17 protein-coding genes and 2 riboswitches are annotated in these 23,248 nt (G+C 38.5%); of the genes, 1 reads left to right on the top strand and 16 read right to left on the bottom strand.

Translation table 11 applies throughout. The annotated features are described in order from the left end of the window. Positions 1 to 210: 210 nt before the first annotated feature. The 6 genes from GI584_RS03900 to GI584_RS03875 all read right to left on the bottom strand — a co-directional run bounded on the left by GI584_RS03900 (position 211) and on the right by GI584_RS03875 (position 6,926). Entirely contained in the window at positions 211 to 1,329 is a 1,119-nt protein-coding gene (locus GI584_RS03900; RefSeq protein ID WP_153790311.1) for a Gfo/Idh/MocA family protein, read from the bottom strand. 14 nt (positions 1,330 to 1,343) lie between these two features. Further along, the gene (locus GI584_RS03895) at positions 1,344 to 1,994 is read right to left on the bottom strand and encodes a ThuA domain-containing protein (protein WP_153790310.1); all 651 of its coding nucleotides are present in this window, start codon (positions 1,992 to 1,994) and stop codon (positions 1,344 to 1,346) included. A 162-nt stretch (positions 1,995 to 2,156) separates the two neighbouring features. Beyond that, positions 2,157 to 3,734: a glycoside hydrolase family 43 protein gene (locus tag GI584_RS03890; RefSeq protein WP_153790309.1), complete on the bottom strand. Its 1,578-nt coding sequence runs from the start codon at positions 3,732 to 3,734 to the stop codon at positions 2,157 to 2,159. Between the two features lie 10 nt (positions 3,735 to 3,744). Further along, positions 3,745 to 4,566, bottom strand: a complete 822-nt coding sequence (locus GI584_RS03885) for a carbohydrate ABC transporter permease (protein ID WP_153790308.1) — start codon at positions 4,564 to 4,566, stop codon at positions 3,745 to 3,747. Then, positions 4,566 to 5,495 carry a carbohydrate ABC transporter permease gene (locus tag GI584_RS03880; RefSeq protein WP_153790307.1) on the bottom strand — a complete coding sequence of 310 codons (930 nt, stop codon included), beginning with the start codon at positions 5,493 to 5,495 and terminating at the stop codon, positions 4,566 to 4,568. Before GI584_RS03880 ends, GI584_RS03885 begins: the two co-directional genes overlap by 1 nt. Before the next feature lie 72 nt (positions 5,496 to 5,567). Further along, complete coding sequence (locus GI584_RS03875) at positions 5,568 to 6,926, bottom strand: extracellular solute-binding protein (protein ID WP_153790306.1); 1,359 nt, start codon at positions 6,924 to 6,926, stop codon at positions 5,568 to 5,570. A 345-nt stretch (positions 6,927 to 7,271) separates the two neighbouring features. Between GI584_RS03875 and GI584_RS03870 the strand changes: the two genes are divergently transcribed. Next, positions 7,272 to 9,263 (top strand): YjhG/YagF family D-xylonate dehydratase, encoded by a 1,992-nt coding sequence (locus GI584_RS03870; RefSeq protein ID WP_153790305.1) that lies wholly within the window; start codon positions 7,272 to 7,274, stop codon positions 9,261 to 9,263. Positions 9,264 to 9,399: 136 nt separating this feature from the next. Here the strand turns inward: GI584_RS03870 and gucD are convergent, their stop codons facing one another. The 10 genes from gucD to GI584_RS03820 all read right to left on the bottom strand — a co-directional run bounded on the left by gucD (position 9,400) and on the right by GI584_RS03820 (position 23,241). Continuing rightward, positions 9,400 to 10,854 (bottom strand): alpha-ketoglutaric semialdehyde dehydrogenase GucD, encoded by a 1,455-nt coding sequence (gucD, locus tag GI584_RS03865; RefSeq protein WP_153790304.1) that lies wholly within the window; start codon positions 10,852 to 10,854, stop codon positions 9,400 to 9,402. A 16-nt stretch (positions 10,855 to 10,870) separates the two neighbouring features. Then, positions 10,871 to 11,749, bottom strand: coding sequence for a fumarylacetoacetate hydrolase family protein (locus GI584_RS03860; protein ID WP_153790303.1), 879 nt, complete (start codon positions 11,747 to 11,749; stop codon positions 10,871 to 10,873). A gap of 100 nt (positions 11,750 to 11,849) precedes the next feature. Beyond that, positions 11,850 to 12,614 carry an IclR family transcriptional regulator gene (locus GI584_RS03855; RefSeq protein ID WP_153790302.1) on the bottom strand — a complete coding sequence of 255 codons (765 nt, stop codon included), beginning with the start codon at positions 12,612 to 12,614 and terminating at the stop codon, positions 11,850 to 11,852. Positions 12,615 to 12,793: 179 nt separating this feature from the next. Next, the gene (locus GI584_RS03850) at positions 12,794 to 14,095 is read right to left on the bottom strand and encodes an NCS2 family permease (protein ID WP_153790301.1); all 1,302 of its coding nucleotides are present in this window, start codon (positions 14,093 to 14,095) and stop codon (positions 12,794 to 12,796) included. Between the two features lie 107 nt (positions 14,096 to 14,202). Then, positions 14,203 to 14,305, bottom strand: a riboswitch (purine riboswitch). A gap of 71 nt (positions 14,306 to 14,376) precedes the next feature. Beyond that, positions 14,377 to 14,937: a DUF3267 domain-containing protein gene (locus GI584_RS03845; protein ID WP_100361951.1), complete on the bottom strand. Its 561-nt coding sequence runs from the start codon at positions 14,935 to 14,937 to the stop codon at positions 14,377 to 14,379. Between the two features lie 152 nt (positions 14,938 to 15,089). Beyond that, positions 15,090 to 16,610 carry a glutamine-hydrolyzing GMP synthase gene (guaA, locus tag GI584_RS03840; protein WP_153792901.1) on the bottom strand — a complete coding sequence of 507 codons (1,521 nt, stop codon included), beginning with the start codon at positions 16,608 to 16,610 and terminating at the stop codon, positions 15,090 to 15,092. A gap of 188 nt (positions 16,611 to 16,798) precedes the next feature. After that, a riboswitch (purine riboswitch) is annotated at positions 16,799 to 16,900 on the bottom strand. Between the two features lie 61 nt (positions 16,901 to 16,961). Further along, entirely contained in the window at positions 16,962 to 19,178 is a 2,217-nt protein-coding gene (locus GI584_RS03835) for a DUF4129 domain-containing transglutaminase family protein (protein ID WP_153790300.1), read from the bottom strand. Then, complete coding sequence (locus tag GI584_RS03830; protein WP_153790299.1) at positions 19,175 to 20,443, bottom strand: DUF58 domain-containing protein; 1,269 nt, start codon at positions 20,441 to 20,443, stop codon at positions 19,175 to 19,177. The genes GI584_RS03835 and GI584_RS03830 overlap by 4 nt, the downstream gene beginning before the upstream one ends. Then, entirely contained in the window at positions 20,440 to 21,390 is a 951-nt protein-coding gene (locus tag GI584_RS03825) for an AAA family ATPase (protein WP_153790298.1), read from the bottom strand. Before GI584_RS03825 ends, GI584_RS03830 begins: the two co-directional genes overlap by 4 nt. Before the next feature lie 483 nt (positions 21,391 to 21,873). Further along, positions 21,874 to 23,241, bottom strand: a complete 1,368-nt coding sequence (locus GI584_RS03820; protein WP_153790297.1) for a TrkH family potassium uptake protein — start codon at positions 23,239 to 23,241, stop codon at positions 21,874 to 21,876. Positions 23,242 to 23,248 lie beyond the last annotated feature (7 nt).

Below are 23,248 nucleotides of genomic sequence, written 5' to 3'. Positions count from 1 at the left end.
TTTTTTAACTGGACAAAAGCCCGTTCCTACTCTATTCAAATTATAAATAGATACAAACTGAGAAGTTGTTAAAATTCTTCTTGGTGTAGCTTCCTTCCATTCTGATTTGAGATAAGTGCTATCATTCGCTCCGGCAGCGTCGGGCATGCACCCATCAAAATTCAGAACTTAAGCACTTCTAAGGCACTCTTATTTCGCAGTTTGTGTTTTTTATACTTTATTTATATGCTTCTCTATTGGTTGAAAGAATGTTTCATCCATGCCAAGTGGTAATGGTTCAGGCTGCTTACAACTGCTTGCTAACACATAATGTTTACTGTCACGCGATGCTTCATGGACTCCATGCATAATATCCAGTACATGGAATGCCAACTGTCCGTCTGTTCTTGCTGTTCGCTTATTCTCGATGGCATCAATCATTTCTGCTACACCTAAGCCACGACTATTGTCACTAAACCCATGTGTCAGAGGTATTTCCGACCATTCTTTGTGCTCTTTTCTTCTTACATAGACAGGTCCTCCGAATGTATTCGGATCTGGCACGGAAATAGTTCCCTCCGTTCCATAAATTTCGATTTTAGGTAACTGGTGATGCCATGTATCAAAGCTTGTGATAATAGAAGCAACTGCACCGGATTCAAAATCTAGTACACCGTTAATTTGTGTCGGAACTTCTACTTGGATTTTTTTACCGTAATTCGGTTCACTTGTGATCGTTCTTTCCTTATATGTCGTCTGAGCTGATCCGGTAATACGGGAGACCGGGCCCATCAAATTGATAAGTGCTGTTAAATAGTATGGTCCCATATCAAACATCGGACCTCCACCTTCTTGATAATAAAAGGTAGCGTCCGGATGCCAGCTTTCATGTCCTGGATTCATCATGAACGCCGTAGCAGAGACTGGTTTCCCGATCCAACCGTCATCAATTAATTTTCTTGATGTCTGGATACCTGCACCTAAAAAAGTATCCGGTGCATTCCCAATATATAACCCTTTTTCTTCTGCCACCTTCAGCATCCGCTTGCCATCTTCACGACTGACCGCTAACGGTTTTTCACCATATACATGCTTACCATTCTCCAATGCCTGAATTGCTATTTCCGCATGAACAGCCGGAATCGTTAAATTAATCACCAATCCAATTTCTGGGTCAGCTAACAACTCCTCTGTTGTGTATGCCTTAGGAATGTTGAATTCCTCTGCACGTTCTTCTGCCCGTGCTTTAACGATATCTGCTACTGCCACGATGTCATAATTGCCAAATCTTGCTGCGTTCTGTAAATAAATACGACTAATATTCCCACAACCTATAATTCCTATTTTCATGTTGACTCCCCCCATTACCTGCTTGCCCAGGTCATTCCTTTTCTCATTAATTTCATCACTTCTGGCATGCGGACAATTTCTGCTACGTGCCCTAAACCACAATAATACACTTTTCCTTCTCCCCATTTTTTCGTCCAAACAACTGGCATATCTACTTCACCATTCGTCTGATATGGCCCCTCTGCAACAGGAAAACGTGTTGTCACATGGACTTTCACAGCAGGGTCAACATGCATATAATACTGTTCAGATACAACAGTAAAATCCTCCATACCTTCTGTTAACGGATGATCCGGATCTACAATATGTACATTATAAGATACACCGTCATTACCCGGATGTGCTACCCACTGCCCGCCGACCATAAATTGATAATCGACCTCCCAACGGAATGAGTCACCCATACCACCATGTAAACCGGCTATCCCTGTACCTTGGGCTACTGCTTCTAACAATGGCTGCAGTTGTTCTTTCTCGATCGTTCCTTGTGTCCAATTGGGAACAATCAAATCATATTGTGTTAAATCATCTTCTTGCAATGTCGTTAAGGTATCCGTTATTGTAACGTCAAACCCTTCTTCCTTGAGAATTCCCCCTAAAATATCTGCTACTTCTTCTGGTTCATGGCCCTGCCAACCACCTTGGAAAATTAATGCTTTCTTCACGACTATCCCTCCATTATTGATTGTTATCTGTTATTTGATCACGGCGCTAACCGTCCGAAACCTCCCCACTTCAAATGGGCATTTCAAAGAAACTACGTGGAGATAACGGACGCTAACTTCCTGATAAGTTTCGCTAACCATCAGTGGGGTCAAAAACCCCCACTATGGAAGGTACACTTTATAGTGAAAATGATCGAAGTCAGCATGTTTATGCTGGCCACTTAAATCTTGTGCTGCCATACCAACAAAAGTTCCGGTAAAGCGAATATATTCTGCGTCATCATCCGATAGATGCCCTATATCTATTTGTTCTCCAATTGTTTGCCATTTTCCTTCTTCTGTGGCGTAAAAGAATTGTAAAAGATGACGATTAATCACGGCTTTCAAGTATATCTCGGTATTTTCTGGTAAGGCCACGTCTTGTTGCAGCAACTCATCGTATTGACCATATTTGGTTTCCATAATACCTAAACATTTACCATGTTCTTCATGATCCGTTACACGTAAATAGACATGATCGTTGGTATCATAGTAAATCATCAAGCCGGCCATTTGTTGAAAGTGCTCCGGATTGAAATCTATTTTTGTCTCCACTTCTACATGGAAATGTTCCAATCTTCTCATCAACATACTTTGTCGATGGAACGAACTTACTGATTCTTCTCCATATAAACGCAAATAACCAGGTCTGTCTGTTAAGGAAAACCAGTCCCCATCAAAGGTTCGTCTCAGCGAATTCCAATATTTTAGTAGATTAGGATGATTAAAATCATCATAGTCTGGCAGAATTTCAGCTGTGAATTCTGGCAAATTAGGAGCTTCAACTGTCATACTCGGATTTGGTCCATCTATTACTCTGATCCAATCATCGTCTGTCCAATAGCATTTCTGAATAGCTGTTTCTCTCCCCAATATACATTTGTCTTCTATAATTGGACGTCCACATAAATGGGCAATATACCATTCACCATTTTGCGTTTCTACAAAACAACCATGTCCTGCTTTTTGGAGCTGATCTTCTTTCGATTTATCAGAGGTAAGTATCGGATTGGTTGGATCGACTTCATATGGACCATCAATCGATTTGGATCGTGCTACTGTTGCTGCATGAGTATACCAGGTCCCACCTTCAGCAGTTAATAAATAATAGTAGCCGTTTCGTTTATATAAATGCGGCGCCTCTGTTTTTCCTAGTTCTGTTCCTTTGAAAATATTCTTAATTGGACCAACTAATTTTTGCTCAGCAGGTGAATATTCCTGTAAAGCAATGCCTGCGAAAGAATTGGTTCCTTTACGATGGTCCCAAATCATATTGACAAGCCATTTCCTGCCATCCTCATCATGAAAAAGGGAAGGATCAAAACCGCTACTGTTCAGATAAACAGGCTCTGACCATGGTCCTTCAATATTGTCAGCTGTTACTAAATAATTATGGGTATCTTTAAATGCACCTTGTCTGCTTTTCACATCTGTGTAGATCAGATAAAACACACCTTCGGAATAAGTTAGGCATGGCGCCCAAACCCCTCCTGAGTTCACATCTCCCACCATATTTAATTGGGAAGATCTCGTTAACGGATAGCCTGTCAGCTCCCAATTTACAAGATCTTTAGAATGATAGATTTGCACACCTGGAAACCATTCAAAAGTGGAAACGGCGATATAGTAGTCCTCTCCCACCCGTACAATCGAAGGATCAGGATGATATCCTGGTAATACTGGGTTTGTTATCGTTTTCATATTTACCTCCTTAACCTTTCACAGAACCTGCAGCAAGTCCTGTTACTATTTTCTCCTGTGCTATAAAGTATACCAATAAAAGTGGTAAACTTCCAAGTGTAAGGGCTGCCATAATCCCAGGAATATTAACCGAAAATTCACCATAAAATTCTCGCAAACCAATCGGTAGAGTAGCATTTTGACTAGAATTAGTTAGTACTAAAGCAAAGATAAATTCATTCCAAATATGAATGAAATTGTAAATAGCAACTGTGGCTACGGCTGGTGTCAGTAAAGGGAAAATAATGTTCCAGAACAGTCTTAAGTGACTACAACCGTCAATTTTAGCTGATTCTTCCAATTCCTTAGGTATATCTCGCATAAACTGCGTGAAAATGACAACGGATATCGGTAATGCGAATGCGATATAGGGACCAATCAGACCAAATAAAGAATCGTATAAGCCAATTTTGTTTGTTAAGATAAAAATCGGAACAAGTGTCGTATGAATCGGAATCATCATCCCGACCATAAACAAGATGAAAATCGGCCGGTTCAAACGGAATTTCAACCTTGCTAATGGATAACTGGCCATCGCAGAAATAATAATAACAATTGCTACGGCCACAACCGATACAAATAAGCTGTTTAAAAAATACCCAAAGAACTCAAGTTCCACTAAAAGCAGGTAATTATCCAACGAAAAACTCTCTGGAATAGACCATGGTGAGGTCATGAACTCCATTTGACCTTTAAATGATGTTAAAAGCATGATCAAAAAAGGAAGACCAGTCACAATCAAAATTGCGATCGCTAATAGATATAATGGAATACCTTTGATCACTCTCATCATTATTCATTCCCCCTTCTTGATTTGTCACCTAATAAAATAAAGACCGTTACAACAAAGGCAATGATAAACATCGAGAAGGAAATACTACTGCCATAGCCCATATTAAAATTGGTAAATGTTTGTTTATACATATAGGTTGCCATTAATTCCGTCGAGTTGTTTGGTCCACCACCGGTCATGACATAAATCAGATCGAAATATTTTAATGAACCTATAACAGATAAAATCGCAGAGGTAATAATAATAGGCATTAATAATGGTAACGTAATATTTTTAAATCTTTGCCATCCGCTTGCTCCATCAATATCAGCCGCTTCATATAATTCTTCTGGTATACCAACAATGGTTGCTCTGAAAAGGATCATATAAAACGGTGCAAACTGCCAACAAACGGTTGCAATAACTGCCCAAATAGCAGTACTTTCTTTACCAATCCATGCTGTTTGCAAGGATTCTAAGCCGATTGTACCCATTATGGCATTTAGTAGCCCGTAATTTCCTTCATAAATGAAGATAAAGAGAATACCGATGGCTACGGTTGACATCAAGAACGGCATAAAATATACGGATCTAAATAACCGCATCCCCTTTATCGGACTGAAAAGTAATAATGCCATAATTAAACCAATTGGCAGTTGCGTTAAAAGTGATGCAATAACTAGCAGAAAGTTGTTCTGAATCGATGTCCAAAACACACCATCTTGAAATAAACGGACATAATTTTCCAAACCTAAGAAAACCATATTGGCGTCGATACCTGTCCAGTTAAACATGCTGTAATAGAATGTCATAAAGATCGAATAAATAACGTAGACACCATAAATAATAAAAGCTGGGCCAATAAAGCCAATAATTGTCCAAGTATCTTTATTTTTCCTCTTTTTACGAACACTAACGGTATCTAAACTTATCTCTTGTGTCCTACTCATACCAATCACCACCTGGTTGTAATTAGAGAACTACATTAAAGATACCTCCTTAATGTAGTTCTCAAAAGACTATTATTCTTCTAATACTTCTTGTGCGGATGTTTCTACTTCAGTCATTGCTTCTTCCGGTGTTATCGACAATCCAAACAAAGCTTGGGTTGTATCTAAGTGTACCTGTGCTAATTCTGGCGGTAACGTTTGGTCATAGTATGTTTGCATTGCTTCTGAGCTTTCGAGTACTTCGCTCATCTCTTGAATATATGGATCTTCATATTCCACACCATTTACCGCTGAGATAGAGCCAGCATTATTAGACATATCTGTTGCGGTCTCCAGACTTGCTAGTTCATTCACTAACTCAGTTGCTATTTCCGGGTGTTCTGATTGCTTAGCAACAGAAAATACCGGGGATACACCACCAACTACATGATTTTTCGCGCCCTCCCCTCCTTCAACTGAAGGGAACAAGAAAAAACCTAATTTTTCTTCAAACTCTGGCATCTCATCACGTACATTGTTTACTAGCCATCCACCCATCGTCATCATTGCGGCACTTTCTGTATAAAGCATTTGACGAGATTGACCGGTATCATAGTTCATCCCATTGACACCTTCAGGAAATGCACCCATTTCTACTAATTCCTGAATTTTGCTTCCTGCTTCCACATAAGCTTCGTCATCAAACGTACGTCCTGAACGTTCAAATGCTTCATTAAATAACTCCGGTCCACCAATTCGCTCTGCTAAATACATTAAATAGAAAGATCCAGTCCATTTCGTTTGGTTTGCCAGTGCAAAAGGAGTTACACCATTATCCGTCAATGTCTGAACAATATCTAATAAGTCCTCATATGTTTCCGGTTCTTCTAAGCCGTATTCTTCAAACATGGCTTTGTTATAGAAAACTGGTACTACGTCCATACTTACTGGCGCACCGTAAATCTGGTCGCCGAAAGTAGAAACTGATAAGGCAGCTTCATTGTAAAGGCTTGCATCAATCGAATCAGTAATGTCCACTACTTGATCAGAATCAACAAATTGCTTCAACCAACCGCCACCCCACGAGTGGAATACATCTGGTGGGTTACCTCCACCCATGGCAACACTTAATTGAGATTTATACGGGTCATTTTCTTGTTGTGAAACTTCAACTGTAACAGTTGGATTGTTCTCCTCAAAGCGTTGTACCGCTGCTTCAATAGCTTCTCCAGACGGACCTGTTTCAATATGCCACAAGGTTAATGTGACCTCTTCACCAGTACCTTCTTCTTCTGTTTCAGTACCTTCACCGCTATCTTCCGTTTCTGTAGCTGCATCTTCTGTGGTATCATCTAGTGTGTCAGCCGTACCTGTTGAATCAGATGGACCACAGGCAGCGAAAATCAGAAGGAATGCTACTAACATTATCCAGAATAATTTTTTGTTGATCATAAATACAACCCCTTTTCATATTTTGTCAACGCTTACATTTTACAACTAAAACTTACTCAATACTCCCTCCTTATTCACTATTTTTTATTACACTAAGTTTATCCCATGAATAAACTTAGTCATCCTCATGCTTTAATTATAAAACATAGTTTGTCATTATAAAACATTTATCAATTTATTGTTATTATAACTAGCGGATAATTGATTGTCAATAAGAAATATAAACACTTAAATCCAATATAGTTTTATATTATAAAACTAATTTTTATATTATTGACACTATTACTCATAACTTCTATACTTATATCTATAGTTGTAAACGCTTTAAAAGGAGAGATGTTCTTTATGGTTAAGATAGACAATTTGATGCATCAACTCGAAGATATTTATGATATTAAAACCGTCGCAAGGGGACCAATCGGAAAATTACCCTTAACCGACAATATGCTTCGAAAATCTCCAAGTGGAAATTTATTTGGACTTTCGCAAAATGTGGGAATGGGCTGGAACCCAAACATGTTAGATGGTAAACAGGTATTATTGTTAAGTACACAAGGTGGTTTAAAAGATGAGGATGGTCATCCACTGGCATTAGGTTATCACACCGGCCATTGGGAAGTAGACATTTTAATGAAAGAAGCTGCTAATGAAGTCAGCCAACATGCAGGTATACCTTTTGCTGCATATGTCAGTGATCCATGTGACGGAAGGTCTCAAGGGACTACCGGAATGTTCGACTCCTTCCCTTATCGCAACGATGCCGCTACGGTATATCGTCGCTTGATACGTTCATTACCAACTCGAGATGCAGTACTTGGTATAGGCACCTGTGATAAAGGGCTACCCGCCATGACCATCGCCTTAGCATCGATGCAGGATTTGCCTACTGTTGTCATACCGGGAGGGGTAACATTACCACCGTTATATGGAGAAGATGCAGGAAAAGTGCAAACTATTGGCGCAAGGTATTCCAATGACGAATTATCATTAGAAGAAGCTGCTGAATTAGGATGTATGGCATGCGCAACTCCTGGTGGAGGATGTCAATTCCTCGGTACAGCTGCTACTGCCCAAGTAGTTGCCGAAGCGTTAGGCATGACAGTTCCTCATGCTGCGCTGGCACCATCCGGACAAAAAGTATGGAAAGAAATGGCTCGTCAGTCCTCAAGAGCAATCATTGCAATGGAAGAAGAGTCAATCTCAACCAAAGATATCGTAACAGATGATGCGATTCATAATGCAATGGTAGTACATGCTTCATTCGGTGGATCTACCAATCTATTATTACACATTCCTGCTATTGCGCATGCAGCAAAATGCAAGATACCTTCCATTGAAGATTGGCATAGAATCAATAAAGAGACACCTCGCCTTGTAAGCGTATTACCAAATGGTCCAACACCACACCCAACGATCCGTGCTTTTCTGGCAGGTGGAGTTCCTGAAGTAATGCTACACCTTCGCGACTTAGGTTTATTACGCGAACATGTCATGACAGTTACAGGTCACACACTTCAGGAAAACTTGGATTGGTGGGAACAATCAGAACGTCGTCAAAAAATGAAACAAAAACTTAAAGAAGCCGATCAGATTGATGCTGACGAAGTAATCATGTCAAAGGAAAAGGCAGAACAACGCGGATTAACCTCTACCGTTACTTTTCCTACCGGTAACATCGCACCGGAAGGAGCAGTTATTAAATCAACATCTATTGATCCAGCAAGATTAGACGAAAATCAAGTTTATTACCACAAAAGTGAAGCAAAAGTTTTTACCAGTGAGGCAAGTGCCATTGAAGCTATCAAAACAAAACAAATTAAAAAAGGTGATATCATGGTTCTTACCGGCTGTGGTCCACTAGGTACAGGCATGGAGGAAACATACCAGGTTACCTCTGCCTTAAAGCACTTATCTTATGGTAAATATGTAACCTTAATTACCGACGCCCGCTTTTCCGGAGTATCCACAGGTGCATGTATTGGGCATGTCGGACCAGAAGGTTTAGCAGAAGGTCCCATCGGAAAACTTCAAGATGGAGATATTATAGAAGTTAGAATCGATGCTAAAAATTTAGAAGGTTCGCTTAACTTTTTAGGTAAGCCAGAACAAGAGGTTTCTCCTGAAGAAGGTGCTCACGTTCTTGCATCCAGACCAGTTAATACTGCCATTAAGCCATCTAAACATTTACCTGATGATACACGTCTTTGGGCTGCTTTACAGAAAGTCAGTGGTGGGACATGGAAAGGTAGTGTATATGATGTGGACCGGATCATTGAAGTGTTGGAGGCTGGGGAGAAAGCGTTGGAAGATAATAGAGCAGCTCAGCCTACTCGATAGGCAGGGCCTTATTATCAGGATCTTCACACTACTCGACTTCTAAGCGGATGGCTATCCATTTCATGAAAGCAGAAACCCGTTCATTCATAAGATGAACGGGTTTTTATCTTTTCTGTTCGATATGAAGACGTCCTTTTCACCCTTTCAAGAACACTGTCTTCATAGTAGTAAAGAATTCTTTCGCTGCTTGACCTTGTTCTCTCGAGTAGGAGCTGGATGCTTTCATTCCTCCGAATGGTGCTTGCAGCTCGACACCTGCTGTTTCGGAATTGATACGAACCAGTCCTGCCTCAATATCGTCTATAAAGGATAAAATATGATCGATATTTTTCGTGAAAATCGATGCACTTAAACCGAATTCCACATCATTCGCTAATTCGATTGCGTCTTCGATCGTATCGACTTTCATTAACGATAATACAGGTCCAAATATTTCTTCTTGGGCAATCGTCATATTGGTTGTTACATCATCAAAAATCGTTGGTTCAATATAATAACCATCTTTAAGTTTTCCATCTGTTAGTTCATTTCCACCCAACACTAAAGTAGCACCTTCTTCTTTCCCTTTCGCAATATAATGCTTCACGGTGTTAAATTGCCCTTCACTTGCACATGGACCCATCCAAGTTGAAGCATCCATCCCATCTCCAACTGTAATTTCTTTTGCTTTCCCGATTAATCGTTCTTTGAACTGATCATAGATGCTGGATTGTACAATGACACGACTGCTACAGGTACATTTTTGTCCAGTAGATTTCAAACCACCACTTAGCGTTGCATCAACTGCAGCTTCGATATCCGCATCTTCTGCTATGATGATCGGGTTCTTTCCACCCATTTCTAATTGATATTTACCTCCGCGTGCTGCGACAATTTTCCCTATGCTTTTCCCTACATTATTAGAACCAGTAAAGGTGACTGCATGGACATCGGCATGCTCAGCCAAACCTTGGCCAATAACAGAACCGCTTCCAGATACATAATTAACAACCCCTGCTGGAAAACCAGCCTTTTCAAAACATTCGATTACCTTGGCTGCCGTCACCGCTCCTTCTGTTGCTGGCTTTAATACAATGGTATTACCGTAAATTAAAGCAGGTGCCATTTTCCAAATCGGGATCGCTACTGGAAAATTCCACGGTGTAATAACGCCGACAACACCGATTGGTACTCGTTTACTGAACATTAGTGCACCGGCATCTGTAGATGGTATCACATCACCATCAGATCGCATGCCTTCACCAGCATAATATTTCAGGATTTGAATTCCGCGAGTGGTTTCCCCTTTTGCTTCGGGTAGGGATTTCCCCATTTCCTTCGTCATTGTCGTTGCAATCTCTTCCAGATTTTCTTCTAGTATAGCTGCCGCTTGATATAGATAATTACCTCTTTCTGCTCCAGCTAATTTCCGCCAAGCTTTTTGTGCACTTTTTGCTTGTGCTACGGCCTCATCTAAATCACTTTTTGTCGACTTTTGCACACTGCCTACCACTTCATTTTTGTTCGCTGGATTGGAACTTTCCAACACTTCTCCTGATGCAGATGCTTTCCATTCTCCGCCAATATAATTCAAGAATGCATTTCCACTCATTTACAACTCTCCTTCTTTAAATATTGCTAGCTAATTTAACAGGGTTTCTTAATACACCGATTGATTCAATTTCTATTTCGATAACATCGCCCTCTTGTAAAGTAAAACTGTCATCTGGAATGATACATGTTCCTGTAAGTAAGGTAGTTCCATCTAAAATATCATTATCTTTAATTAAATAGGAAACTAATTCGTTATAAGTTCTTTTCAACATAGACGTATTTGCATTTCCTTTTGACACTAATGCACCATCACGCTGAATGCGACATTCAATTTCTAAATTATAGGGGTCATCAATTGTATCCGCTAACAAAATTGCCGGGCCAATGGAACAAGAATGCTTCCACATTTTGGCTTGTGGTAAATAAAGTGGATTTTCTCCCTCAATATCACGACTACTCATATCATTTCCTATTGTATAGCCTAAAATTTCTCCATCGGCTTTAACAACTAATGCTAATTCCGGCTCTGGTATTTGCCAATTGGAATCTGTTCTAATTCCTACAGGCACATCAGGACCTATTAATCTTCTTGCAGTAGATTTCAAGAATATTTCAGGCCTCTCTGCATCGTATACTTTATCATAAAAAGAATTAGTTTGTACTTTAGCTTCTCTATTTCTTGCTTCTTTACTTTTTAAGTAGGTTACTCCTGCTGCCCATACTTCATCTGATACAACAGGCGCCAATAGCTCTAATTCTAATAAGTTCTGTGGGATGGGCTGTTTATTCTTTATATCCTCTTCGATTATTTGACCGCAACTCTTATTATTCTTTTCAGCTTCACGTATTACATCTTGAAAGGAATCTACTGTTAGTTCAAAAATACTTTGGTCATTGGTAACTACGGCTAACTGCTCCACATTTGATTTTTTCATAAATCGAATTATCCTCATTTATCTTCCTCCTATCATTTATAAGGTACGTATTTCTCCTCCTTTTGTTTTATAATATAAAACTCTGTTCTTTAATATAGTTAACAAAAAATTTATCTTTTTACAGATAAATTTTTTTATTACCTAAAGCTTTCGAAATTTCTGAACAAGTTCTTTTCAGTGTATTTACGATTTCTTGTTCTGATTTTGGTGTAACCGTTTGTTTTGTAGTAGAAATACTAATAGCCGCAATCACTTGATTTGTATGATCAAATATTGGTACTGCAATACAATAAATACCAGGTTCATTTTCTTCATTATCAACAGAATAACCTTGTGCTCTAACTTTCGTTAATTCATCTACATACACTTGTTTGTCTGTAATGGTCTTATCCGTTTGTGAAAAGAACTCATAATCCTGTAACCGTTCTTCTATTTCTTCTTGTTGTTTAAATGCCATTAAAGATTTACCCACAGCACTACTATGGATGGGAACGCGTTTCCCTATTCGGGAATAAACAATAGCTGACGCACCCTCAACTTTATCAATGTAGACACCATACATACCTTCAAGTATAACTAAGTGCGTGGTTTGACCAGTTATGACTGATAAATCAATCAGATATTTCCTGGCTATCTCTCTTATGTCCATGCTATTCAACATAAATTGGCCTCGTTCCAGTAGTTTTAAGCCTAAGCTATATTTACCACTATCCGCATTCTGTTTAATATAATTATGTTCTTTTAATGTTTTCAGCAATGAATGCGTTGTACTTTTGTTCAAATCTAATTTTCTACTAATTTCAGTGATTTTCATTTCACTGTTTTGTTCATTGAATAAATCAAGGATTTTTAATGCTCTATCGACTGACTGGATGATCGGCATATTTATGTAACCTCTTTCATTTGTTTACTTTGCTAAAATTATATCACAATAGTTTTATATAATCAAAACTATTTTTAAATAGCTGAACCCAGGAGTATGGACTACTATACGGAATAACACGTGAATTGTTTCAGGGAATGTTAAAAGGCTTTGGCGTTTTGCCAAAGCCTTTGGATATTTTAGTGTAGGAATGCTAGATATAGAACGAAGATAACAAATAGGAACCACATGACTGGGTTGATTTCTTTTATTTTACCTTTTGCTACCATTGTGATCGGGTAGAAAATAAAGCCTACCGCAATACCAGTTGCAATACTGTATGTCAATGGCATGGTTACAACTGTTAAAAACGCCGGTACAGCCACATCAAATTCATCCCATGGAATGTCTTTTAAGGATGATGCCATTAATACCCCAACAATAATTAATGCTGGTGCTGTCACCGCAGAAGTAACCACTCCTAATAACGGTGAAAAGAATAATGCTAAAATGAACAATACTGCAGTTATGACTGATGCGAAACCTGAACGTCCGCCTGCACCAACACCTGTTGCAGATTCTACATAAGAAGTTGTCGTTGATGTCCCTAATGTAGCACCTACTACAGTAGCAGCTGAATCTGAAAATAGTGCTTTCCCTGCTCTTGGTAATTTATTATCCTTTAATAAACCTGCTTTTGAAGCAACTGCAACTAAGGTACCTGCAGTATCAAAAAAGTCTACGAATAAGAACGTTAAAATAACCACTAACATTTCTAAAGTAAATACTTCCCCTAAATGAGCAAATGCAGCACCAAATGTCGGAGCCATACTAGGTACAGGAGCAACAATTCCATCAGGAGTAGGCACCTGGCTAAAGATCATCCCCACAATTGCTGTAATGATCATTCCATAAAACACGCCACCTTTTAATCCCAAAGCAAGTAAAATGACAGTAATAATAACACCAAAGACAGCTAATAATGTCGGACCTGTTGTAAGGTCACCTAATGCAACCATTGTGGATGGATCTGCAATGATAATTCCAGAGTTTTGAAAACCAATAAATGCAATAAACAAACCAATACCTGCACCTACTGCCATCTTTAAGACAGGAGGAATCGCATTAATGACTTTTTCACGAATTCCTGTAAGTGTCAGAATAATAAAGATAATACCTGATACAAAAACACCTGCTAACGCTGTTTCCCATGGAATTCCATGACCTAAAACAACTGTATACGTAAAAAATGCGTTTAATCCCATTCCTGGTGCGAGTGCAATTGGATATTTTGCAAAAACGCCCATAATTAACGTACCAATTGCTGCTGCTAGAGCTGTTGCAACGAATACAGCATCTCTATCCATTCCAGTTCCTTCTGTAGCTAACATATCAGGGTTAACAAATAAAATATAGGCCATAGCTAAGAAGGTTGTAATACCTGCTACTGTTTCCGTACGATAGTTTGTTCCCAATTGATCAAATTCAAAATACTTTCTCACTGTACCTTTCCTCCTTTTGATTCATTGACCGAAATAAAAAAACACTCTTAGAAAATTCCAAGAGTGTTTTTTTACAATTCGGTGTAGTCTACATGATAATTAAAATCTATACCCTACATCCTCCTCGTAGTCAGAGCCATTTACGGTGCTCTGGTAGAAACTCTTGGGCCCTATCCCCAACATTATACGACGAATGATTATGATTTATATGAAGTTGCATTGATACATTACTATATTACTAGGCTGTTTTCATTTAGTCAAGACTAAATCCGAATATTCATTTATTTTTCTATAGTATCGTTCGCTTTTAATTCCTCGTAAATTTTTATACCTTCCGCTGTATCTTCTATCAAAATGGATCGGTTGTTGTTTCGCCATAACTTATAACAATAATAGAAATCCCCAACACAACCTGATGTATGTATTACAAACAGCATGTAAATAGGCATACGATGAATCGGAAAAATGAGTGATAAACAGATCAAGAAGGTGATCACAACAAAGGGCATGATCGTAATCATGGTAAATTGTTGTTTCGTGTATCTCATCCCCGGATTAGCCGCATAGAGGAGTCCGCTTTTAAATCCATATTGCACCTTGGTCCTAGGAGCAAAGATTTTAAAAAAGATGCCGTGAATACATTCATGCAAACAAGAGGTAATGACTAATATAATAAAAAAAATGAAAAGGCCCGAAAAGGTAATGGAGATGGAGCCTCCCGATGATATAAATAACCCACTGACTGTTAACATCAAGAAAAGCACAACAGACCATATGTTTAACAAAATGAGTAATTTTCTGTCTACCGAGATATTAAGTTCGTCGATCAATTTTAGACTCAATCGTATTCACACCTTTGTTTTTTCTTTCATTTTAACATAAATTGGAAGATATAATCTTACGTTTTATGTAACTTTAGGAACAAATAAAAAGTATACACCTGTTTGATTGAACAAGTGTATACTTTTTCTAACTTTTAAAAGAGATATGTCTTTTATTCCCACTCAATCGTCGCAGGTGGCTTACTAGTTACATCATACAGCACACGGTTGATGTGGTCCACTTCATTAACTAGTCGTACAGATATTTTCTCCAAAACATCCCATGGGATTCGTGCCCAGTCAGATGTCATACCATCAATAGAAGTTACGGCACGGATACCAATCGCGTAATCATACGTACGCGCATCGCCCATGACACCAACACTGCGGATGTCCGGTAATACCGTGAAGTACTGCCAAATATCACGATCTAATCCGGCTTTTTTAATTTCCTCACGTAAGATCGCATCTGATTCACGAACAATCTCTACTTTTTCTGGAGTGATTTCACCAAGTACACGGATACCGAGGCCAGGGCCTGGGAATGGTTGACGCCATACAATATCATCCGGCACTCCAAGTTCTGTACCTAATGCACGTACTTCATCTTTAAACAACGTATTTAATGGTTCAATCAATTGAAATTCCATATCTTCTGGTAATCCGCCAACATTGTGGTGAGATTTAATCGTTTGTGCTGTTTCCGTACCACTCTCCACAATGTCCGTATAAAGCGTTCCTTGTGCTAAGAAATCCATCTTTTCCAGCTTTGCTGCTTCATCATCAAATACATAAATAAATTCATTGCCGATGATTTTACGCTTCTGTTCAGGATCAGATACACCCTGTAGCTTGGACAAGAATCGTTCTTGTGCATCTACTCTAATAATATTCATTTTGAACTGATCACGGAAGGTCTTCATGACGGTATCTCCTTCATTTTTCCGTAACAGACCATGATCAACAAAAATACATGTTAACTGATCACCAATTGCTTTATGAATAAGAGCCGCTACGACAGAAGAATCGACACCACCGCTTAAGGCACATAACACATTACGGTTACCGACTTGCTCTCTAATTTTATCTACTTCCATATCAATAAAGTTTGCCATTGTCCAATCGCCTGTACAGTCACATGCTTGGAAGACAAAAGATTTTAATACGTCATTGCCATACTCCGTATTACGTACTTCAGGGTGGAATTGCACACCATATAACTGTTTGTCTTTATTACTCATCGCAGCAACTGGTGTAGATGAGCTTGTTGCTTCAATATCAAAATCTTTTGGTGCTTCGATAATTTTGTCGCTATGACTCATCCAGACAACTTGTTCTTCCGGCGTTCCTTCAAAAAGTAATGCTCCTTCTTTAACATGAATGTCTGCTTTTCCATATTCACGCTGATTGGCACGTTCCACAACCCCATCGAAGTGATGGGTCATTAACTGCATCCCGTAGCAAATGCCTAAAATCGGAATACCTAAATCAAAAATACGCTCATCACAACGAAAACTGTTTTCACCGTATACGCTGTGAGGTCCACCAGATAATATGATTCCTTTTGGATTCATTTCTTTTATTTCATCGATTGTTAAGCGATGTGAATGCAGTTCACTATATACTCCAAATTCACGGATACGACGTGTAATCAATTGATTGTATTGACTACCGAAATCTAACACTAAAATCATTTCATTGTTTACTTCCAAGTTGTCCACTCCTTCAGTTTAATTCCATTCTATATCATACATGAATGATGATATTTACTCAAAAAATGACATAAATTTTAAATTATTGCGAAGTACGTTTTGTTTATTGCGAAATATCGCAATAAACAAAAATCTGCCTTTCTCATAGCAATCAGAAAGGCAGAAATCTAAGGCAAGACCCCCGCCTTCATAGTCCGAACATTTATGGTGTTCGGGTAGAAACGTTTGAGCCTTATTCTCAAACATATATGAAGGTGATGTGATGATGCAGGGAAAACTGCATCGAATTACTCGCTTTAATTTTATCTATTCTATCAATCGATACGAGACTGGTCAAGCTAATATTTGATCAATCATTCGTTGGAATAAGCCTTGTAATCGCTTGTTATCCTTTGACGGTGACGTTTGGTCACGATACAAGTATTCTTCATATGCCAGTGTGATATCATACATTTCTGAAGTTCCTAAACGCCTGTCCACTTCTTTTGCATACTGCCGTAAAGTCTGTCCTTTCGTTCTAGGCATCCCTCTTTTTTCTAGTATTTCCAGTAGATAGACATAAGATGCTTCTATCTCTAATCTTTCTTTTAATCGATACCATTTCTTTAGCATATACCAATCTCTTAGTTCATAACGTTTAAGATAAACAACCACAGCCAGAATCACAAAGATAAGCAGCACAGCTCCGATCCAGTAATAAATCCCACCATTTCCTTCATCTTCGTTACTTGTACCACCAACTTCATTATCATCTTCAGCTGGATTTAGTTGTTCATTTCCCTGCGCTTCTTCATTTGATTCTTGTTCATTTTCTTCTTCCGTTTCCTCATCATCTATCATATAATCTTCGGTGTTCACATCTCCGCTCGTTTCCAGATAGAAGTCAGTTGGATTAGTAAATCCACTTGTTGGTTCAAAAGGCACCCAGCCACTTTCAGGGAAATACACCTCAACCCATGAGTGTGCATTATTATTCGTCACTTCATATAAGGAGTAATCATCTGGAAGAGATGGCTGATCTGCTGCTTCCACGCCACCGGTGAACCCTTTCACCCACCGTGCCGGGATATCCAAAGCACGAAGCATAACTACCATAGAAGTAGAAAAATTATCACAATAACCTATTTTTGTCTCAAATAAAAATTGATCAACGTAATCCTCACCATTTTCCGGTACAGATACATCTTCAATTTGATACACATACCCACTCGAAGAGAAAAAGCCTTCTATCGCCTGCGCTTTATCATATCTGGTGTCTTCCCCTTCCGTTATTTCTGTTGCTAAATCTCGGACACGGTCAGGTAAACTATCCGGTAATTGCAAATACTGTTCTTTAACATCTGCCGGATCATTATCTGAATTACTCCTCAACTCATTAATTGAGAAGGAAGGTGCATCATACTCAATGGAATAAGACAAATTTTGATTTTGTTCTGAGGACTCTGATTCTATGAGACCAAACTGACTATCCGTAAAAAACGGGTCCTGTCCAGATGATGTGATATGATTAATACCATAAGGATACACTGCTCTTGATAATTGATTTTGGGTCACCGGTCGTACCGTAGCACTGTATGAAGTTGTTTCTGTCTGTTGACGTATAAAGGTACTCCACTCTATATCACCATTGTTTAATTCCTGGAAGTCTAACTCGGTCGAACGCTCCCAGCCTTTTCCGGTATACAAGTCTTTCGATTCGATCCGCCAATAAATATCATCATGGGCAATTGCTTCAAACACAGGAGAATCATCCTGTACAAAAGAACCCCCTAATTGTGAATCATCTTCACCATAACCGACTTTCTGTACTGGACCACCACTAAAACCGACATGCCCCGCTGTACTTTGAATAAAAGGAACAGGATCAGGCCACTGCGGGTTTAACTTCGGTGAATAGATTCCTAGTATTGTAGCGAAAAGAACAATAACAATAACCGGCGTCATCCAGCTCCATACATGTTTCCTAGTACTATTTGATTCCACATTGTCCATCAGTTTTACATATCTGCTGAGACCAAGTACCAAAAACGATACAATAAACGTTCTAACCATTGCTGATTGTGCATCATATATCGTATACGTATCCAATACTGCTAAATAAATAAACGTTAAGACAACAAATAGAAAGAATTTTTTAGCTACCATAAACCAATAGTGTAATAAATAACTCATAAGCCATAACAATAACAAGAATAAAAAGCTTCTAAAAAAAGAAGTCATTAATGTCCAGTCATTTTCCCAAACCGCCTCAAGATTAAATCTCAGCTCCAACGTCAAGGTCTGCATCCATTCTGGAGATAACAAAGTAGCATCTAGAAATAAATAATCCAGTATAAACAGTAGAGAGAAAAACTTAATCATGAACTTCGCCAATACGTTCTTCATAAAAAAAGAAGTAACAAAACAAATGGCAGTGTAAATGATAAACAAATAGACACTACCTGTATCTGTTATTTGTTCTAACGGACGTAACCATTCCCAAAACAATATAAATCCTGCTAATAATAGAATAAAAGAAGATACAGATTCTAAGGATATACTTTTTCTCATCGAGATGCCTGCACCTCCCATTGTTCTTGCATTAACTGCTTTTCTGTTACAGTTTGTACACTAATATTTTTCAAACGTAGGGACCGAATATATTGTTCTTCTTTAGCATCCAGTTGTTTTTCCGGAATAACATAGCAAACTACTAATGTATAATCTTGCTTCTTCCAGTTGGAAAGCCTCTCTACTAGCAACTCATCTAAGTGATGAATAACAAACAAAATGACGCTCCCTCTCGATAGCTCCTTCATCGGTGTTACCATTCGTTCTGCTAATGATACCTGCTCTTGTTTTACTGTTGAGAGATAGTTTTGTACTGCTGGAAATTGGAACTGTAATTGTTGATTAGAGAAAAATCTCTCCGATTTCCCAAACGTATAAAACGAGATACTTTGATCTTTCTTACGAAGAGATTGTAAAATAGATGCTGTCCATTCCACAACTGCTTCGAACACTAATCGTTGAGATTGTTGTAATCCACCTACATCTAAAATGACGACAATACTTGAGTCTTTTTCCTGTTCAAACTCTTTTGTCATCACTGTATTTTTTCGAGCAGTGGTTTTCCAATCAATCCATGAAAAGCGATCTCCAGGAATATATTCACGAACACCTGATACAACATTTGTTAGCTTTTCATCATGGATATGTGAGGAAGTGGTACCTTCTTCTAAACTCATAGATTGCTGTTTCCACTTCAAATCTTGAATGGCGGGATAAACAAAAAACTCTTTTGCGGCAGAAAAAAGATATTTACATTCAACAAAACCGAATGGATCACCTATTCTTAGATTGATATCTGACAAATGATGTTTTCCTCTTGGTAAATGTTCTATTCGGTAATGAATAGTGAATTCTTTCTGAAAACCTGGATATATTACTTTTTTTACATGACGTTTTCTATTATACGATTGCCGGTCGGAGAGGTACTGATATTTTTTCTTTCCAACATCTTGAAATTGAAGTGTTTCTGGTAATACTTCCTCCAAAACTAAATAGAACATAGGAAAGGGCGATTTGCGTCTGATCGTAATGGTTACCTCTATATTACCGCCTGTTTCCAGATACCGATCCGATACCTTTCTATCTATCTTCCAATGATGAATGGGATAGAAAGGGATGAACAACATATAGAAAATAATAGGCAACATACTATAAAATAGGAACCAGCTAACAAATCCCCCTTGAAACATCGCAAATACGAACAGGATCCCTAGCAAAAGAAGTAGTTGCAGTTCTCTTACGATTTTTCGAATCATTGGTTTCATCCATGCAATTCCTTTCGCACAGGAACATCGATTTCTTCTAAAATTTGCTTTATAAGAGAAGACTGGGTAACCCCTTCATACCTTGCTTCTGGACGTAATATTACCCGATGAGATAACACATAAGGCGCTAAATAAACGACATCATCCGGTATCACATAATCACGTTTTTGAATATAGGCATATGCTTTGGCTGCTTTCATCAATGCGATCGAACCACGTGGACTAACCCCTAGTTGAACGTAAGGACTTTTTCGCGTTTGTGATACCAGTTGAACAATATAACGCTTCACTGTGTTATCAACATAAAGACGATCCACTTCTTTTTGCATTTTCAGTAATTGTTCTTTATTTATTACTGCCTCTATCTCATCAATCGGATGCTCACGATCTGTTCGATTTAACATTTCTAATTCATCCACTTCATTGGGATAACCCATACTTAATTTCATAAGAAAGCGGTCAAGCTGTGCTTCCGGTAATGGATAAGTTCCTTCATAGTCTACAGGGTTTTGCGTGGCCATCACGAAGAAAGGCTTGTTCAGTGGTTTCGTCATACCATCTACTGTTACATTCATTTCTTCCATTGCTTCTAGTAAAGCGGATTGGGTTTTTGGTGAGGTTCTATTAATCTCATCAGCTAATACGATATCACCAAAAATAGGTCCACTTCGGAATTCAAATACCATTTCTTTTGGATTATATATTGAAACACCTGTTACATCTGAAGGTAATAAATCAGGTGTGAACTGAATCCGTTTAAAATCACAATTTAATGATTTAGATAGTGCACGTACCATCATGGTTTTTCCTACCCCTGGTACGTCTTCCAGTAATACATGCCCATCAGCTAACAGAGCAACAAGACTAAGTGTTACTTCACGTTCCTTTCCTATCATGACTTTTTCTATATTTTCTAGAATTTGCGCTACTTCGTTTCCATAATCCATTTTCTCCGCCTCCATTCTGCTCACTACCTCTATCCGAAACTATTACTACCTACAACTATACTATATTTAAGCCCCCTTTTCCTACTGATTAATCTAGGTGAAAGAAGAAAATCTTGGATTTCTCGAATGCGGGAAGATTTGTCAATTGTGCTATAACGCTAGGCGGACATTTAGTGCGTTATTTGGTAGAATAACATCCATTTTTCGATGTCAGCGGACATATAATCCCTTATTCAGCAACTTTCGTTAAAAATTAACGTTATTTTGGATGAATAGCGGAATAGATGTCCACCAACATCATAAAAACGGCACTTTTGTCACAAATAACGGAACAAATGTCCGCCACACGCCCGATTATACAAAGTCGAGCATCTTTTCGCAGCGTATCAAAGCTCTCATTCAAAATTCAGAACGAGGAAAGTGAATCCATTTATTATTCTCTACTTTCCTCATAAAAAATAACCCTAGGCTAAGGACTTAGGGTTATCCGATAATAACTCGTTCAGTTGGATAGTGGAAACGGTCTTTTGTATCATCTCCACGTATGATAAACAGGAATGTAAAGACACCTATACGACCGATAAACATGAGACACATGATTAAACTTTTGCCAAAAGTTGATAATTCCGATGTAATCCCCATCGATAAACCGGTAGTTCCAAATGCAGAGGATACTTCAAAGATAATTTCCATTAGACTAAAAGGCTCTGTTGTATTTAAAACGATAATAGATCCTCCACAAAGCATTAATGCAGTAGTGATAACGATAAAAGATCGTAAAGTATCTTCTTGATGAATTTCACGCCCGAATACTTTTACACTTGAATTCCCTTTTGCATAATTCCAAATAGTCAAGAGCATGATGGCAAACGTCGTCGTACGAATCCCCCCGCCAACACTACTTGGAGAAGCACCTATAAACATTAACGCACTGATTAAGAACAGAGTTGCCACCGAAAATTCGGAAACATCCATTGTTGCCAAACCGCCACTTCTACTGGTAACCGACTGGAATAAGCTATAGAAGAAAGTTTCATGCCATGTTTTATCCGCAAAAAAGGCGTCTTTCTCTAGTAAAAAGATTAGCAATGTTCCAATGACAACCAGCCAAAAGAATGTAACTGTTGTGATTTTGGTAAACAAAGAAAATTTATGCCGGTCATTTATAACTTGGGTTCTCCCTTTCAAAACTTCCTGTACTTCCACTAACACCGGAAAACCAATAGCTCCTAAAACAATCAGAATGATATTGATAAATTGAACAAAATAATCATCAGCAAACGGGATCAAAGAAGCACCAGTAATATCCAAGCCACCATTCGTAGTCGCGCTGACAGCTCCAAATAAACCGTGTAACACAGCTTCTCCGACACTGTCATAATAATTGAGGAAATGAATCGATAAAATAGCAGCACCTATTAACTCAATCAACAAGATCAATTTAAAGATTTCCAACATTAATTTAACCAGACCGGATAATGTTTTACTGTTTTGTTCGACCATAATCATTTTCCGACTGCGAATACCAATTTTTTTACCAAGCACCACCCAGATGAAGGTACCCATCGCCATAATCCCTATACCACCAAGATGAAGAATAACCGCAATGGCTATCTGACCTGCAGGGTTAAAAACATCTGAGATGGTAATTACCGTTAAACCTGTCACACTAATCGAGGTAACCGCAGTGAACATAGCGTCAATAAACGATAACTCAACCCCCGGTCTATGGAAAATTGGCAAACTAACAATAATAGTACCAATAATTACTGCTAATAAATAATAGATAACGATATGATGAATGGCTGTCCATTGTTTCGTCAAATGTTTCATTTTATACATGCTAATCATCTCATTG

It is taken from the genome of Gracilibacillus salitolerans, from assembly GCF_009650095.1.
GTDB classification, from domain to species: domain Bacteria; phylum Bacillota; class Bacilli; order Bacillales; family Amphibacillaceae; genus Gracilibacillus; species Gracilibacillus salitolerans.
Note: the sequence above shows the minus strand (reverse complement) of the source record. Positions and strands in the feature narration are given on the sequence as shown.